This window comes from Streptomyces roseolilacinus (assembly GCF_014649335.1).
Lineage (GTDB): Bacteria > Actinomycetota > Actinomycetes > Streptomycetales > Streptomycetaceae > Streptomyces > Streptomyces roseolilacinus.
This window is the reverse complement of the sequence record NZ_BMSV01000016.1, coordinates 42,448-57,338: the sequence shown is the minus strand read 5'-3', so window position 1 is coordinate 57,338 and position 14,891 is coordinate 42,448. Positions and strand designations below refer to the sequence as shown.

The window sequence follows — 14,891 nt, the reverse complement described above, 5'->3', positions numbered from 1 at the left end:
GGGAGGATCGACGTGGCTGTCGAACAGCACGACCAGCGCGACGTGGTACCGGCGGAGGCGCGCGAGGAGCACGCCCGACTGGCCGAACAGGTCGAGGAGCACCGCTTCCGGTACTACGTGAAGGACCAGCCGGTCATCAGCGACGCCGAGTTCGACCGGATGCTGCGGTCCCTGGAGGAGCTGGAGGAGCGGTACGCGGAGCTGCGCACGCCCGACTCGCCCACCCAGAAGGTCGCGGGGACGTACGAGACGGAGTTCACGGCCGTCCTGCACCGCGAGCGCATGCTCTCCCTGGACAACGTCTTCGACGACGAGGGGCTGGCCGCCTGGGCCGAGCGCGTCGGGCGCGACGTCGGTTCGGCGGAGCACCACTTCCTGTGCGAGCTGAAGGTCGACGGCCTCGCCGTGAACCTGACGTACGAGAAGGGCCGGCTGACGCGCGCGGCGACCCGCGGCGACGGCCGCACGGGCGAGGACATCACGCCGAACGTGCGCACGATCTCCGACATCCCCGACCGGCTGAGGGGCGACCGGGTCCCGGACCTGGTGGAGATCCGCGGCGAGGTCTACTTCCCGATGGAGAAGTTCGAGGAGCTGAACGCCCGTCTGGTCGCCGCCGGGGACAAGCCGTTCGCCAACCCGCGCAACGCGGCCGCCGGTTCGCTCCGCCAGAAGGACCCGCGCGTCACGGCCACGCGCCCGCTGCACATGGTGGTGCACGGCATCGGCGCGCACGAGGGCCTGGCCCTGGACCGCCTGTCCGAGGCGTACGGGCTGCTCCACGAGTGGGGCCTGCCCACGGCGCGGCACAACCGGGTGGTCGACGGCCTCGACGGCGTGCGGGAGTTCATCGCGCACTACGGCGAGAACCGCCACTCGGTGGAGCACGAGATCGACGGCGTCGTCGTCAAGCTGGACGAGATCCGCCTCCAGGGCCGCCTCGGCTCCACCTCCCGCGCCCCGAGGTGGGCGATCGCGTACAAGTACGCGCCCGAGGAGGTCAACACCCGGCTGGTCGACATCCGCGTCGGCGTGGGACGCACGGGCCGCGTCACGCCGTACGCGCAGGTGGAGCCGGTCACGGTCGCGGGCTCCGAGGTCGAGTTCGCCACGCTGCACAACCAGGAGGTGGTGAAGTCCAAGGGCGTCCTGATCGGCGACACGGTCGTGCTGCGCAAGGCCGGCGACGTCATCCCGGAGATCCTGGGACCGGTCGTCGACCTGCGGGACGGCGGCGAGCGCGAGTTCGTCATGCCGTCCGAGTGCCCCGAGTGCGGGACGCCGCTGAAGCCCATGAAGGAGGGCGACGTCGACCTGCGCTGCCCGAACGGCCGGACCTGCCCCGCCCAGCTGCGGGAACGCCTGTTCTACCTCGGGGGGCGCCGCTGCTTCGACATCGAGAACTTCGGCTACGTGGCCGCCGCCGCGCTCACGCGCCCGCTGGAGCCGGCCGAGCCGCCGCTGGTCGACGAGGGCGACCTGTTCGACCTGACGATCGAACAGCTGCTCCCCATCAAGGCGTACGTCCTGGACCAGGACAGCGGGCTGCCCAAGCGCGACCCGAAGACGGGCGAGGAGAAGGTCGTCACGGTCTTCGCCAACCAGCAGGGCGAGCCCAGGAAGAACGCCCTCGCGATGCTCGCGAACATCGAGGAGGCCAAGCGGCGCCCGCTCGCCCGGGTCATCACGGCCCTGTCGATCCGCCACGTCGGCCCCGTCGCGGCCGAGGCGCTGGCCCGCGAGTTCCGCTCCCTGGACCGCATCGAGCAGGCGACCGAGGAGGAGCTGGCCGCCGTCGAGGGCGTCGGACCGACCATCGCCGCCTCCCTGAAGCAGTGGTTCGCGGAGGACTGGCACCGCGAGATCCTGCGGAAGTGGCGCGCCGCCGGCGTCCGGATGGAGGAGGAGGGCACCGGCGGGGACGAGGGGCCGCGCCCCCTGGAGGGGCTCACCGTCGTCGTCACCGGCACGCTGCGGGACCACACGAGGGACGGGGCGAAGGAGGCGCTCCAGAGCGCCGGGGCGAAGGTGACCGGCTCCGTCTCGAAGAAGACGGCGTTCGTGGTGGTCGGGGAGAACCCCGGCTCCAAGTACGACAAGGCGATGCAGCTGAAGGTCCCGGTCCTCGACGAGGACGGCTTCGCCGTCCTGCTGGAGCGGGGTCCCGACGCCGCCCGCGAGGTCGCCGTCCCGCTCGAACAGTAGGGGAACACCGAGCGGAACAGGCCGGAAAACGTCACCCGTTCAGCGCATATCAGCCGCATAAGGGTGGCCGGGTCGCATTCGGGCAAGAGCTGTAGAGCGCTGCCCGTGAACGCCCTCCGCGGCCTACTGTTGTGACGTGCGCCTGTCGTGCGCGGCCGCGTTGGGGAAGTCCGGTCGTGACGGCACGACAATCAGGCCATCACGAGGCAGAGGCAACGGCACCGCCGGCTGTGAGAGGGACGGAATGAAACCGACCGAGAGTGCCGATCCGGTCGCACGACTGCGTACGCGAGCGGGGCGCGCGGCGCTCCGCGAGGGTGCCCTCGCCCGGCTGCCCGCCGTCGTCGTGGCCCTCGCCTGCGTCGCGCTCGCCACCGGCTTCCACCACGCCGTGAGCCAGGGCCGCGCCCTCTTCCCCGCCGGGACGACCGGCTGGTCCCTCGCCGTCCTCACCGGCATCGTCGTCGGGCACCTCGTCGCCCTCGGCCGCGACCGCTGGTGGGGCGGCACCGGCTCCGGCGCCGCCCTCACCCTGGCCGTGCTGCTCCTGTTCGGCTGGCTGCCCGCCGGCCTGGTCAGCCTCGCCGTCGTCGTCCTCGTCGGCGCCGCCCGCCGGCACCGCTGGCGGCAGGGCCTGCTGCACGGCGCCGCCGACGTGCTCGGCATCGGCGGCGCCGCGCTCGTCCTCGCGGCCTTCGGCGACGTGCCCTCCGTCGAACGGCCCTGGCAACCGCTCGAATGGGGGATCGCCGCCGTACCGGAAGTCGCCCTCGCCGCCGGGACGTACCTGGTGGTGACCCGGATCGTCCTGTGGTACACGCTCTCCCCGCCGGGCGGCGCCCTGCCCACGGCCGCCCGCACGGCGCTGCTCCGCCAGGGCCTCGTCGCCGTCGCCCTGCTCGGCATCGCCCCGCTCATCTGCGTCGTCGCCGTCTCCCTGCCGGTCCTGCTGCCGCTGTTCGCGGTGCCTTTAATCGCCCTCGACTCCACGCTCTGGATCGCCCGGGCCCGCGCCGAGGAGCAGCTCCGCGACCCGCTCACCGGCCTGCCCAACCGGCAGTGGCTGCTCGAACGCACCTGGGCCGCCCTGGAGGCCGCCGAGGCCGACGGCCGGCGCGCCGCGCTCGTCCTGATCGACCTCGACCGCTTCCGGTCCGTCAACGACACGCTCGGCCACCTCGCCGGCGACCGGCTCCTCCTGCAGATCGCGGAGCGCCTGCGCCTCGCCCTGCCGCGCGGCGCCGAGGCCGCCCGGCTCGGCGGCGACGAATTCGCCGTGCTCCTGCCGACCGCCGACTCCACGACCAGCGCCCAGCGCGTCGCCCGCCACCTCGCCGCCGACCTGTCGTCCCCGCTCGACCTCGACGGGCTCACGCTCGTCCTGGAGGCCAGCGCCGGCGTCGCGGTCTTCCCCGACCACGCCCTCGACGCCGAAGGGCTCCTCCAGCGCGCCGACGTCGCCATGTACCAGGCGAAGCGGGACCGTACGGGCGTCGAGGTGTACGAGTCGAAGCGGGACTCCAACACGCCGGACCGGCTCGGCCTCCTCGGCGACCTGCGCCGCGCCCTCGACGCGGGCGAGGTGGAGCTGCACTACCAGCCCAAGGTCCGCTTCGACGGCCACGTCGCCGGCCTGGAGGCGCTGGTCCGCTGGGTCCACCCGGAGCGCGGCCGCGTCCCCCCGGACGAGTTCATCGCGATCGCCGAGTCGTCCGGCCTGATGCCGCACCTCACCGAGTACGTGCTGGAGACGGCGCTCGGCCAGGTCGCGCGGTGGCGCGCCCAGGGCCTGGAGGTCCCCGTCGCGGTGAACGTCTCCCCGCGCGACGTGCACAGCCCCGGCTTCGCCGGCGCCGTCGCGGCCCGCCTCGCCCGCCACGGCGTCCCCGCGGGTGCCCTGCAACTGGAGATAACGGAGCACGTCCTCCTGGAGGACCCGCAGCGCGCGGCCGACACCCTCGCCGGCCTCACCAGCCACGGCGTGAAGATGTCCCTGGACGACTTCGGCACGGGTTACTCCTCCCTGGTCCACCTGCGCCGCCTGCCGGTCAGCGAACTGAAGATCGACCGCTCGTTCGTCGCCCGCCTCGCCGTCGACACGGAGGACGCCGAGATCGTCCGCTGCACCGTGGACCTGGCCCACTCCCTGGGGCTCCTCGTCGTCGCCGAGGGCGTGGAGGACGACGAGACCTGGGAGCGCCTGCGCGACCTGGGCTGCGACGCCGTCCAGGGCTGGCTGGTCGCCGCCGCGATGCCGCCGCACGAGACGACGGCCTGGCTGCGCGCCCGCGGCGTGCACGGCTGGCACCGCCCCTCGGCGGCGCTCCCGCCCTCCCCGTCCGACCACCCCTCCGACCGCCCCTCCAGCCACCCGGTCACCTAGGGGGAGGCAAACCGTTTCACGGGCATCGCGGCAGGACCCATAGGATTGGGCCAAAACCCAATCACTCACCCCTGAGGATCGCTGCATGCCTGGCATCACGCGCGAGGAGGTCGCCCACCTCGCCCGGCTGGCGCGTCTGGAGCTGAAGGACGAAGAGGTCGACCACTTCGCCACCCAGCTCGACGACATCATCGGCGCGGTCGCCCGCGTCTCCGAGGTCGCCGACCAAGACGTCCCGCCGACCTCCCACCCGCTGCCGCTGACCAATGTCATGCGCGCGGACGAGGTCCGTCCGTCGCTCACCCCCGAGCAGGCGCTCTCCGGGGCCCCGGCCCAGGAGCAGCAGCGTTTCAAGGTGCCGCAGATCCTCGGGGAGGACTGACCGACATGACGGACAGCACCATCATCAAGCTCACCGCCGCCGAGATCGCGGCGAGGATCGCCTCCGGCGAGCTCACCGCCGTCGAGGTCGCCGAGGCGCACCTCGCGCGCATCGAAGCGGTGGACGAGAAGGTCCACGCCTTCCTCCACGTCGACCGCGAGGGAGCCCTCGCGCAGGCCCGTGCCGTCGACGAGAAGCGCGAGCGCGGCGAGGAGCTCGGCCCGCTCGCGGGCGTCCCGCTGGCCCTGAAGGACATCTTCACCACGCGGGACATGCCGACCACCGTCGGCTCCCGGATGCTGGAGGGCTGGGTCCCGCCGTACGACGCGACGCTCGTCTCGAAGCTGCGCGCCGCCGACGTCGTCATCCTCGGCAAGACCAACATGGACGAGTTCGCCATGGGCTCGTCCACCGAGAACAGCGCCTACGGCCCGACCGGCAACCCCTGGGACCTCACCCGGATCCCCGGCGGCTCCGGCGGCGGCTCGTCGGCCGCCCTCGCCTCGTACGAGGCCCCGCTCGCCATCGGCACGGACACGGGCGGCTCGATCCGCCAGCCCGCCGCCGTCACCGGCACGGTCGGCGTCAAGCCGACGTACGGCGCGGTGTCCCGCTTCGGCATGGTCGCCTTCTCGTCCTCCCTGGACCAGGGCGGCCCCTGCGCGCGCACGGTCCTCGACGCGGCCCTCCTCCACGAGGTGGTCGCCGGCCACGACCCGATGGACTCCACGTCCATCGACGCGCCCGTCCCGCCGGTCGTCGAGGCCGCCCGCAACGGCAGCGTCCAGGGCATGCGCGTCGGCGTCGTCAAGCAGTTCCGCGGCGAGGGCTACCAGGCCGGCGTCGTCCAGCGGTTCGACGAGTCCGTCGCGCTGCTGAAGGAGCTGGGCGCCGAGATCGTCGAGCTGGACTGCCCCTCCTTCGACCTGGCGCTCTCCGCGTACTACCTGATCGCGCCCTCCGAGTGCTCGTCCAACCTCGCCCGCTTCGACGGCCTGCGCTACGGCCTGCGGACCGGCGACGACGGCACCCGCTCGGCGGAGGAGGTCACCTCCCTCACCCGCGAGGCCGGCTTCGGCGACGAGGTCAAGCGCCGCATCATGCTCGGCACGTACGCGCTCAGCTCCGGCTACTACGACGCGTACTACGGCTCCGCGCAGAAGGTCCGCACGCTCATCACGCGCGACTTCGAGAAGGCCTTCGAGCAGGTCGACGTGATCGTCTCCCCGACGACCCCGACCACCGCCTTCCCGATCGGCGAGCGCGCCGACGACCCGATGGCCATGTACCTGGCCGACCTGTGCACCATCCCGACCAACCTGGCGGGCAACGCCGCCATGTCGCTGCCCTGCGGCCTCGCGCCGGAGGACGGCCTGCCGGTCGGTCTGCAGATCATCGCCCCGGCCATGAAGGACGACCGCCTGTACAAGGTGGGTGCCGCGGTCGAGGCCGCCTTCGTGGCACGCTGGGGCCACCCGCTGCTGGAGGAGGCTCCGTCCCTGTGAGTGCACTGACCAAGGCCAAGGGCTTCAAGAAGTCGAAGACCGGCACGTACCTGTCGATCGGCACCACCGCGTTCGGCGTGCTGAGCGTGGTCAAGCAGGCCCGCAAGGCCCGCACCGAGAGCGACACGCTGCTGCTGCTGGACGCCGCCGTGTCCGCCGCCGCCATCGTGACCGGACTCGCCATCCTGGTGCGCGAGCTGAAGCGCGTCGGTGACGACGACGTCCTGTTCGGCTGAGAGGGAATGTTTTCACCGTGACCGTCACGACTGACCTGGTGTCGTACGAGGACGCCCTCGCCACCTTCGAGCCCGTCATGGGCCTGGAGGTGCACGTCGAACTCGGCACCAAGACCAAGATGTTCTGCGGCTGCTCCACCGAGCTGGGCGCGGAACCGAACACCCAGACCTGCCCGGTCTGCCTCGGCATGCCCGGCGCGCTGCCCGTGGTCAACGCGACCGGCGTCGAGTCCGCCGTCAGGATCGGCCTCGCGCTGAACTGCGAGATCGCCGAGTGGTGCCGTTTCGCCCGGAAGAACTACTTCTATCCGGACATGCCGAAGAACTTCCAGACCTCCCAGTACGACGAGCCGATCGCCTTCGACGGCTACCTGGACGTCCAGCTGGAGGACGGGGAGGTCTTCCGCGTCGAGATCGAGCGCGCCCACATGGAGGAGGACACCGGCAAGTCGACGCACGTCGGCGGTGCCACCGGCCGCATCCACGGCGCGTCCCACTCGCTGCTCGACTACAACCGCGCCGGCATCCCGCTGATCGAGATCGTCACCAAGCCGATCGTCGGAGCCGGCGACCGGGCGCCCGAGGTGGCCAAGGCGTACGTCGCCGAGCTGCGCGCCCTGATCCGCGCCCTGGGCGTCTCCGAGGCGCGCATGGAGATGGGCCAGATGCGCTGCGACGTGAACCTGTCGCTGCGCCCCATCGGCACCGAGAAGTTCGGCACCCGCAGCGAGACCAAGAACGTCAACTCGCTCCGGTCCGTCGAGCGGGCCGTGCGCTACGAGGTGCAGCGGCACGCCGCGGTCCTCGTCGGCGGCGGCACGATCGTGCAGGAGACCCGCCACTTCCACGAGGAGGACGGCTCCACGACGTCCGGCCGGGTGAAGGAGGAGGCGGAGGACTACCGCTACTTCCCGGAGCCCGACCTCGTCCCGGTCGCCCCGTCCCGCGCGTGGGTGGAGGAGATCCGCGCCGGGCTGCCCGAGCTGCCGCGCGTGCGCCGCAACCGGCTGCGCGAGGAGTGGGGGGTCGCCGCGCTGGACATGCAGGCCATCCTCAACGCCGGCGCGCTCGACCTGATCGTCGCCACGATCGACGCGGGCGCCCCGGCCGACCAGGCCCGCAAGTGGTGGATGGGCGAGCTGTCCCGGCACGCCAACGAGTCCGGCACGGCCCTGGACGAGTTGGCGATCACCCCGGCGCAGGTCGCCCGGGTGGCGGAGCTGGTGTCGTCCGGCGACCTCAACGACAAGCTGGCCCGCCAGGTCATCGAGGGCGTCCTCGGCGGCGAGGGCGACCCGGACACCGTCGTCGAGAAGCGCGGCCTGAAGGTCGTCTCCGACGAGGGCGCCCTGGGCGCGGCCGTCGACGAGGCCATCGCCTCCAACGCCGCGATCGCCGACAAGATCCGGGGCGGTAAGGTCGCCGCGGCCGGCGCCCTGGTCGGCGCGGTCATGAAGGCCACGCGCGGCCAGGCCGACGCGGCCCGGGTGCGGGAGCTGATCCTGGAGAAGCTGGGCGTCGGCGAGGGCTGATCCGGAGCCCGGCGGACGGACGAGGGCGGTGCACCGCGGGACGGTGCGCCGCCCTCGCGCCGTGTGCACGGCCGTATGCACTGTGAGGAAGGCCACGAAACGGGCAAACGATCTCTTTTCGGTGGAAGAGTTGCTCCTCATGCGGTCATGAGTCCCCCCGGGTGGTTCCCGGCACCGGGACCAGACCCCCCCGATCAGGGAGCGAAGCCCTTGGCAGCCATCGCCCGGTGGTGCATGCGCCACCGCCTCGTCGCCGTACTGCTCTGGCTCGCCGCCCTCTGCGGCGTCACGGTGGCCGCCGGGATCACCGGTTCCGCGTACTCGAACGACTACGAGGTCCCGGGCACCGAGTCCGGCCGCGCCACGGCCGTGCTCCAGGAGGCCTTCCCCGGCCGGGGAGGCGACAGCGGCACCGTCGTCTGGCACACCGGGCACGGCGACGTACGGGACGAGGCCGTCGAACACCGGGTCACCGCCGCGCTCGACGAGATCGCCGGGCTGCCCGGGGTCGCCGCCGTCACCACCCCCTACGGCCCCGCGGGACTCCCCGGGGGCGCGGGCGACGGGCGGATCAGCGAGGACGGCCGCACCGCCTACGCCACCGTCACCTTCGACCGGCCCGCCGACGACATCCCCGAGGAGCAGGCCCGCGCCCTCGTCGACACCGCCCGCGCCGCCGCCGACGACGGACTGCGGGTCGAGGTCGGCGGCACCGTCGCCGCCCTCACCCAGGGGGGCGGCTCCCACACCGCGGAGATCGTCGGCGTCGGCGTCGCGGCGGTCGTCCTCTTCCTCGCCTTCGGCTCCCTCGCCGCCAGCGCCCTGCCCATCGCCACGGCCCTGGTCAGCGTCGGCACCGCCTACTCCGGCATCGCCCTGCTCGGCCACCTGATGACCGTGGCCGACTTCGCGCCGATGCTCGGCCTGCTCATCGGCCTCGGCGTCGGCATCGACTACGCGCTGTTCATCGTCACGCGCCACCGCAAGGGCCTCAAGCGCGGCCTCGACGTCACCGAGGCCGCCCGGAACGCCGTCGCCACCACCGGCCGGGCCGTCGTCTTCGCCGGCGCCACCGTCTGCATCGCCCTGCTCGGCATGCTCGTCCTGCGGCTGGGCTTCCTCAACGGCGTCGCCCTGGCGGCCTGCCTCACCGTCGTCCTCACGGTCGCCGCGTCCGTCACGCTGCTGCCCGCCCTGCTCTCCTACATCGGCATGCGGGCCCTGTCCCGCCGCGAGCGCCGCCGCCTCGCCGAGCACGGGCCCGAGCCGGAGGCGCCCACCGGGTTCGCCGCCCGCTGGTCCGCGCTGGTCGAGCGCCACCCGAAGAAGCTGGGCGCCGTCGCCGCCGTCGTCATGCTGGTCCTCGCCCTGCCGACGTTCTCCCTGCGCCTGGGCACCTCCGACCAGGGCAACGACCCCGCCACGGCCACCACCCGGCAGGCCTACGACCTGCTCGCCGACGGCTTCGGCCCCGGCGTCAACGGGCCGCTCACCCTCGTCGCGCAGCTCGACGGCGCCGGCGACCGCCTCGCCATGAACCAGATGCCCGCGCAGCTCCGCGCCACGGCGGGCGTCGAGTCGGTCGGCCCCGTCACGTACAGCGGCAGCGGCCACACCGCCGTCGTCACCGTCGTACCGGACTTCGCGCCCCAGTCGCGGCAGACCAGCGACCTGGTGGACCGGCTGCGCGCCGACGTGCTGCCCGCCGCCGAGGCCGGGACCTCGCTCGACGTGCACGTCGGCGGCATCACGGCGGCGTACGACGACTTCGCGCAGGTCATCGTCGGCAAGCTGCCGCTGTTCGTCGGCATCGTGATCACGCTGGGCTGCCTGCTCCTCCTGCTCGCGTTCCGGTCCGTCGGCATACCGCTCAAGGCCGCCGCGATGAACGTCGCCGCCGTCGCCTCGGCGTTCGGGATCGTCGTGGCGGTCTTCCAGTGGGGCTGGGGCAGCGAACTCCTCGGCCTGGGCCGCGCCGGGCCCGTCGAGCCGTTCCTGCCGGTGATCGCCGTCTCCGTGCTCTTCGGCCTCTCCATGGACTACCAGGTGTTCCTGGTGAGCCGGATGTACGAGGAGTGGCGGGAGACCGGGGACAACCGGCGGGCCGTCCGCGTCGGTCTCGCCGAGACCAGCCGCGTGATCAACTCCGCCGCCGTGATCATGATCGCCGTGTTCCTGGCGTTCGTCCTCTCCGGCGACCGCGTCATCGCGATGTTCGGCATCGGCCTCGCCGCCGCCGTCGCCCTCGACGCGTTCGTCCTGCGGACCCTGCTCGTCCCGGCCCTGATGCACCTGCTCGGCGGCGCCAACTGGTGGCTGCCCCGCTCCGTCGACCGCTGGCTGCCCCGCATCAGCATCGAGGCCCCGGAGCGCCGCGAGCCCGCGCGTGCGAAGATCCCCGGGAAGCGCACGAGCGGTGAGGGCGAACTCGTGCCGTAGACCCGCCGGTCGGCGGGGGAGGGGGAGCACCGTGAGCGTCTACAGCCTGTCCCTGGGGGACGGCGCCGAGCTGGGCCCGCTGGAGCCCTGGCAGGCCGAGGAGTACCTGGCCCACATCGACCGGGGCCGCGAGCACATCGGGCGGTACATCGCGCTCGCCGACGCCGCCCGGGACCTGCCGTCCGCGCGGGCCTTCCTCCAGGCGTACGCCGACAAGACCGCCGCCGACACCGGCCGCATCTTCGGCATCCGCCAGGACGGCACCCTCGTCGGCGGCGTCCTGTTCCGCACCATGAACGTCGCCGACGGCACCTGCGAGGCGGGCTGCTGGCTGGAGCCGGCCGCCGTGGGGCGCGGCCTGGTGACCCGCGCCGCCCGCGCCATCATCGACTGGGCGGTCGACGTGCGCGGCATGCACCGCGTCGAGTGGCTGGTCGCCGCCGGCAACACCGCCAGCGTCGACGTCGCCAGGCGGCTCGGCATGACCAGGGACGGCGTCCTGCGCGGGAACCGCCTCCACCGGGGCGTACGCCACGACATCGAGGTGTGGTCCGTCCTCGCCCCCGAGTGGCAGGCCCTGCGCGCGGGCGAGGGCGGCGCGTAGACGCCCCCGCCCGGCGTGGGACGGCCCCCGCCCCGCGTAAGGGCGTCCCCGCCGCGTAAGGACGTCCCGCCGTCCCGCGTAGGACGCCGCGCGGCCCCGCGTAAGGCACCGCGGGCCGCGCGGATGCGGCACCCTCCCGATGTGCGGGCACCCCCTGCGCGAGGAGAGTCGAGGCAGCACGGAGGAAGACCGAGCCCCGACTCCCGAGGAGACCGCGATGACCGCGTACGACGCCCCCGCCACCCGCCACGCCGAACTGCTCCGCCAGGCCGACGCCGAGCGCCTCGCCCGGCGGGCGCGCGCCGCCCGCACGGGCCGTCGCGCCGCCCGCCGGTCCGGCGGCGACGTCCCCGAAGGGCGGGTGGGGGGCCTGCGCGGACTGTTCGTCCGGGCCGCCTGAGGCCGCCGCCGCGATGCCGGGGGCCTGTGCGATGCTCGGCGGCGTGGAGATCACGTCCCTCAGCCCGGTGTTCGTCGGCAGGGCCGCCGAACTGACCGCGCTCACCGACGCCCTCGCCCGCGCCGCCGAGGGGGAGCCCCGGGCCCTGCTCGTCGCGGGCGAGGCCGGCGTGGGCAAGACCCGCCTCGTCGAGGAGTTCCTCGACGAGGCACGCCGGCGTGGCGCCGCCGCCGCGGTGGGCGGCTGCGTCGAGATCGGCGCGGACGGACTGCCGTTCGCGCCCTTCGCCACCGCCCTGCGCGCGCTGCGCCGCGCCCTGCCCGACGCGTTCGCCGCCGCCGCCGCGGGCCAGGAGGGCGAACTCGCCCGGCTCCTGCCCGAACTGGGCGACGCCCCCGGCCACCACGAGCCGCACGCCGAGGACAGCACCGCGCGCCTCTTCGAGCTCGCCGTACGCCTCCTGGAACGCGTCGCCGCCGACCACACCGTCGTCCTCGTGCTGGAGGACCTGCACTGGGCGGACACCTCCACCCGCCACCTCCTCGCCTACCTCCTGCGCACCCTCGCCGGCGGCCGCCTCGTCGTCCTCGCCACGTACCGCTCCGACGACATCCACCGGCGCCACCCGCTGCGCCCCCTCCTCGCCGAGCTCGACCGGCTGCGGACCGTGCGGCGCGTCGAACTGCCCCGCTTCACGCACGCGGAGGTGCGCCGCCAGCTCACCGGCATCCTCGCCGCCGAGCCCGACGCCGCCCTCGTCGACGAGATCTTCCACCGCTCCGACGGCAACGCCTTCTTCGTCGAGGAGCTCGTCGTCAGCCACGAGCAGGGTTGCAGCCCCGGCGGCCTCAGCGACTCCCTGCGCGACCTCCTCCTCGTCCGCGTCGAGCAACTGCCCGAGGACGCCCAGAGCGTCGCCAGGACCGTCGCCGAGGGCGGCTCCACCGTCGAGTACGCGCTGCTCGCCGCCGTCGCCGGGCTCCCCGAGGACGACCTCATCGCCGCGCTGCGCGCCGCGGTCGGCGCGAACCTCCTCCTCGCCGTGCCGGACGGCGACGGCTACCGCTTCCGCCACTCCCTGGTCCGCGAGGCCGTCAGCGACGACCTGCTGCCCGGCGAGCGCTCCCGCATCAACCGCCGCTACGCCCGCGCGCTGGAGGCCGACTGCACCCTCGTACGGGCCGAGGAGCGCACCACCCGCCTCGCCAGCTACTGGTACCACGCGCACGACGCGGCGAAGGCCCTCCCCGTCGTCCTGCGGGCCGCCGCCGAGGCCCGCCGCCGGCACGCCTACGCCGAGCAGCTGCGGCTGCTGGAGCGGGCCATGGAGCTGTGGGACGACGTCCCCCGGGAGGTGCGGGACACCCTGCGGCCCATCGACCACGCGGAGGCGTACCCGGCCTGCGGCTGCGAACCGGACACGGCGCCGCTGCGCTACCTGGACCTGCTCGCGGAGGCGGCCGTCGCGGCCCGGCAGTGCGGCGACCGCGAACGCGCCCTGAAGATCGTCAAGCGGGCGCTGCGGCTCCTGGACGACGGCGACGGCTCCCGGCCGGGCACCGGTACGGGAGACCCCCTGCGCGCGGCCTGGTTCTGGACCGAGCGGTCCCGGCTGGTCTCCAACCTGGGCCGCGGCGACGGCTGGGCGGAGATCGCCACCGCCCAGGAGCTGGTCCGCGGCCTGCCGCCGTCGTCCGTGCACGCCCAGGTCCTCGCCGTCGCCGCCGGCTGGGGCATGCTCCACGCCCCGGGGCCCGACAGCCTCGCCGCCGCCGAGCGGGCCGTCGAGTACGCGCGCCTCGTCGGCGCCGAGCCCGTCGAGCTGAGCGCCCGGCTCACCCTGGGCAGCCTCCTGATCGACGCGGGCGACGTCGAGGGCGGCCTCGCCCGGATGCACGCGGTACGGGAGCGGAGCGTGGAACTGCACCTGATCGGGGAGGCGGGCCGCGCGTACACCAACCTCGCCTCCTGCCTGGAGTCCCTGGGGCGGTCCCGCGAGGCCGTCGGGGTGGCCGAGGAGGGGGTCGCGTACACACAGGAGCACGGCCTCCTCGACAACGAGCGCTGGGTCCTCGGCAACCTCGTCGAGTCGCAGCTGTCGCTGGGCCGGTGGGACGAGGCGGAGCGGGGCGCGGACCGGCTGCGGCGCATCGCCTTCACCTCGTCCAAGCCCCGGGGCGCCGCCTTCCTGCGGCTCGCCCAGCTCCAGCTGCTGCGCGGCGAGGTCGAGGCGGCCGCCGACCACGCCGCGCGGGCCCGCGAGGTGCTGGACGCCCACGTCCCGGTGCTCCAGTTCACGCTGCCCCTGGCGCGCCTGGAGCTGGCCGTCGCCGCCGCGCGGGGCCGCATCGGGGACGTGCGGGCCGTCCTGGCCGACGCGGTGCGGGGCGACTTCCCGCTCGGTACGCACCGGTACGCCTGGCCGCTGCTGCTGGCCGCCGCCACGGCCGAGGCGGACGCGCGGGGGTTGCCGGACCGGCTCGTGGAGCCGGGGGGAGCGGCCCGGGGGCCCTCGCCGTCCGGGCGGGGGGAGCGCGGGACGCTCCCGGCGCCCGCCGCCGGCGCCCCGGGGGCGGAACGCGACCGGCGGGAGGCCGCGCTCGCCGCCGTCCGGGACGCCGCGCGCCGGCTCGCCGCGCCCGTCCCCGTGTGGGAGGCGCACGCGCTGTTCGTCGCGGCCGAACTGGCCCGCGCGGAGGGGCACGACGACCCGGACCGGTGGGCGGCGCTGGTGGCCGTGCTGGAGCCGCTGGAACGGCCGTACGACCTGGCCCGCGCCCGGTACCGGCTGGCCGACGCGCTGCTCGCGGCGGGCCGGGACCGGGACGGGGCGGCGCGGGCGCTGCGCGAGGCCCGCGCGGCCGCCGTCCGGCTGGGCGCGCGGTCGCTGCGGGAGGACGCCGACCTGCTCGCCGCCCGCTCCCGGCTGTCGCTGGAACCGCGGGAGCCCGCCGCCCCGGCGCCCCAGCCGGCCTTCGGCCTGACGCCGCGGGAACGGGACGTGCTGCGGCTGCTGGCGGAGGGGCGCACCAACCGGCGGATAGCCGAGGAGCTGTTCATCTCCCCGAAGACGGCGAGCGTCCACGTCTCGCGCATCCTCGCCAAGCTGGGCGCCTCCAGCCGTACCGAGGCGGCCTCCCTGGCCCACCGGCTGCGCCTGCTCACCCCCTCCGGGAACGCCCGCTGACCCGCTCCGGACCGCTCC

General features: G+C 74.3%; 10 protein-coding genes. All 10 read left to right on the top strand.

Features of this window, described 5'->3' with window-relative positions; genetic code table 11:
* The first annotated feature begins 12 nt into the window (after positions 1 to 12).
* Positions 13 to 2,205: an NAD-dependent DNA ligase LigA gene (gene ligA / locus IE106_RS28235; RefSeq protein ID WP_189538070.1), complete on the top strand. Its 2,193-nt coding sequence runs from the start codon at positions 13 to 15 to the stop codon at positions 2,203 to 2,205.
* Positions 2,206 to 2,449: 244 nt separating this feature from the next.
* Positions 2,450 to 4,588 (top strand): putative bifunctional diguanylate cyclase/phosphodiesterase, encoded by a 2,139-nt coding sequence (locus tag IE106_RS28230; RefSeq protein WP_189538069.1) that lies wholly within the window; start codon positions 2,450 to 2,452, stop codon positions 4,586 to 4,588.
* A gap of 85 nt (positions 4,589 to 4,673) precedes the next feature.
* Positions 4,674 to 4,970, top strand: coding sequence for an Asp-tRNA(Asn)/Glu-tRNA(Gln) amidotransferase subunit GatC (gatC, locus tag IE106_RS28225; protein WP_189538068.1), 297 nt, complete (start codon positions 4,674 to 4,676; stop codon positions 4,968 to 4,970).
* Between the two features lie 5 nt (positions 4,971 to 4,975).
* On the top strand, positions 4,976 to 6,475 hold the full coding sequence (gatA, locus tag IE106_RS28220; RefSeq protein WP_373296000.1) for an Asp-tRNA(Asn)/Glu-tRNA(Gln) amidotransferase subunit GatA: 1,500 nt from the start codon (positions 4,976 to 4,978) through the stop codon (positions 6,473 to 6,475).
* The gene (locus tag IE106_RS28215) at positions 6,472 to 6,711 is read left to right on the top strand and encodes a hypothetical protein (protein WP_189538067.1); all 240 of its coding nucleotides are present in this window, start codon (positions 6,472 to 6,474) and stop codon (positions 6,709 to 6,711) included. Before gatA ends, IE106_RS28215 begins: the two co-directional genes overlap by 4 nt.
* A gap of 17 nt (positions 6,712 to 6,728) precedes the next feature.
* Positions 6,729 to 8,243 (top strand): Asp-tRNA(Asn)/Glu-tRNA(Gln) amidotransferase subunit GatB, encoded by a 1,515-nt coding sequence (gene gatB, locus IE106_RS28210; RefSeq protein WP_189538066.1) that lies wholly within the window; start codon positions 6,729 to 6,731, stop codon positions 8,241 to 8,243.
* A gap of 210 nt (positions 8,244 to 8,453) precedes the next feature.
* Positions 8,454 to 10,682 (top strand): MMPL family transporter, encoded by a 2,229-nt coding sequence (locus IE106_RS28205; protein ID WP_189538065.1) that lies wholly within the window; start codon positions 8,454 to 8,456, stop codon positions 10,680 to 10,682.
* Between the two features lie 31 nt (positions 10,683 to 10,713).
* Positions 10,714 to 11,286, top strand: coding sequence for a GNAT family N-acetyltransferase (locus IE106_RS28200; RefSeq protein ID WP_189538064.1), 573 nt, complete (start codon positions 10,714 to 10,716; stop codon positions 11,284 to 11,286).
* A 217-nt stretch (positions 11,287 to 11,503) separates the two neighbouring features.
* Positions 11,504 to 11,686, top strand: coding sequence for a hypothetical protein (locus IE106_RS28195; RefSeq protein ID WP_189538063.1), 183 nt, complete (start codon positions 11,504 to 11,506; stop codon positions 11,684 to 11,686).
* 31 nt (positions 11,687 to 11,717) lie between these two features.
* Positions 11,718 to 14,873 (top strand): helix-turn-helix transcriptional regulator, encoded by a 3,156-nt coding sequence (locus IE106_RS28190; protein WP_189538095.1) that lies wholly within the window; start codon positions 11,718 to 11,720, stop codon positions 14,871 to 14,873.
* Positions 14,874 to 14,891 lie beyond the last annotated feature (18 nt).

Bases quoted from the DNA above. Each gene is read 5' to 3' on its own strand.
- IE106_RS28230 (WP_189538069.1), top strand. From the start codon at position 2,450: ATGAAACCGACCGAGAGTGCCGATCCGGTCGCACGACTGCGTACGCGA.
- gatC (WP_189538068.1), top strand. From the start codon at position 4,674: ATGCCTGGCATCACGCGCGAGGAGGTCGCCCACCTCGCCCGGCTGGCG.
- gatA (WP_373296000.1), top strand. From the start codon at position 4,976: ATGACGGACAGCACCATCATCAAGCTCACCGCCGCCGAGATCGCGGCG.
- IE106_RS28195 (WP_189538063.1), top strand. From the start codon at position 11,504: ATGACCGCGTACGACGCCCCCGCCACCCGCCACGCCGAACTGCTCCGC.
- IE106_RS28190 (WP_189538095.1), top strand. From the start codon at position 11,718: ATGCTCGGCGGCGTGGAGATCACGTCCCTCAGCCCGGTGTTCGTCGGC.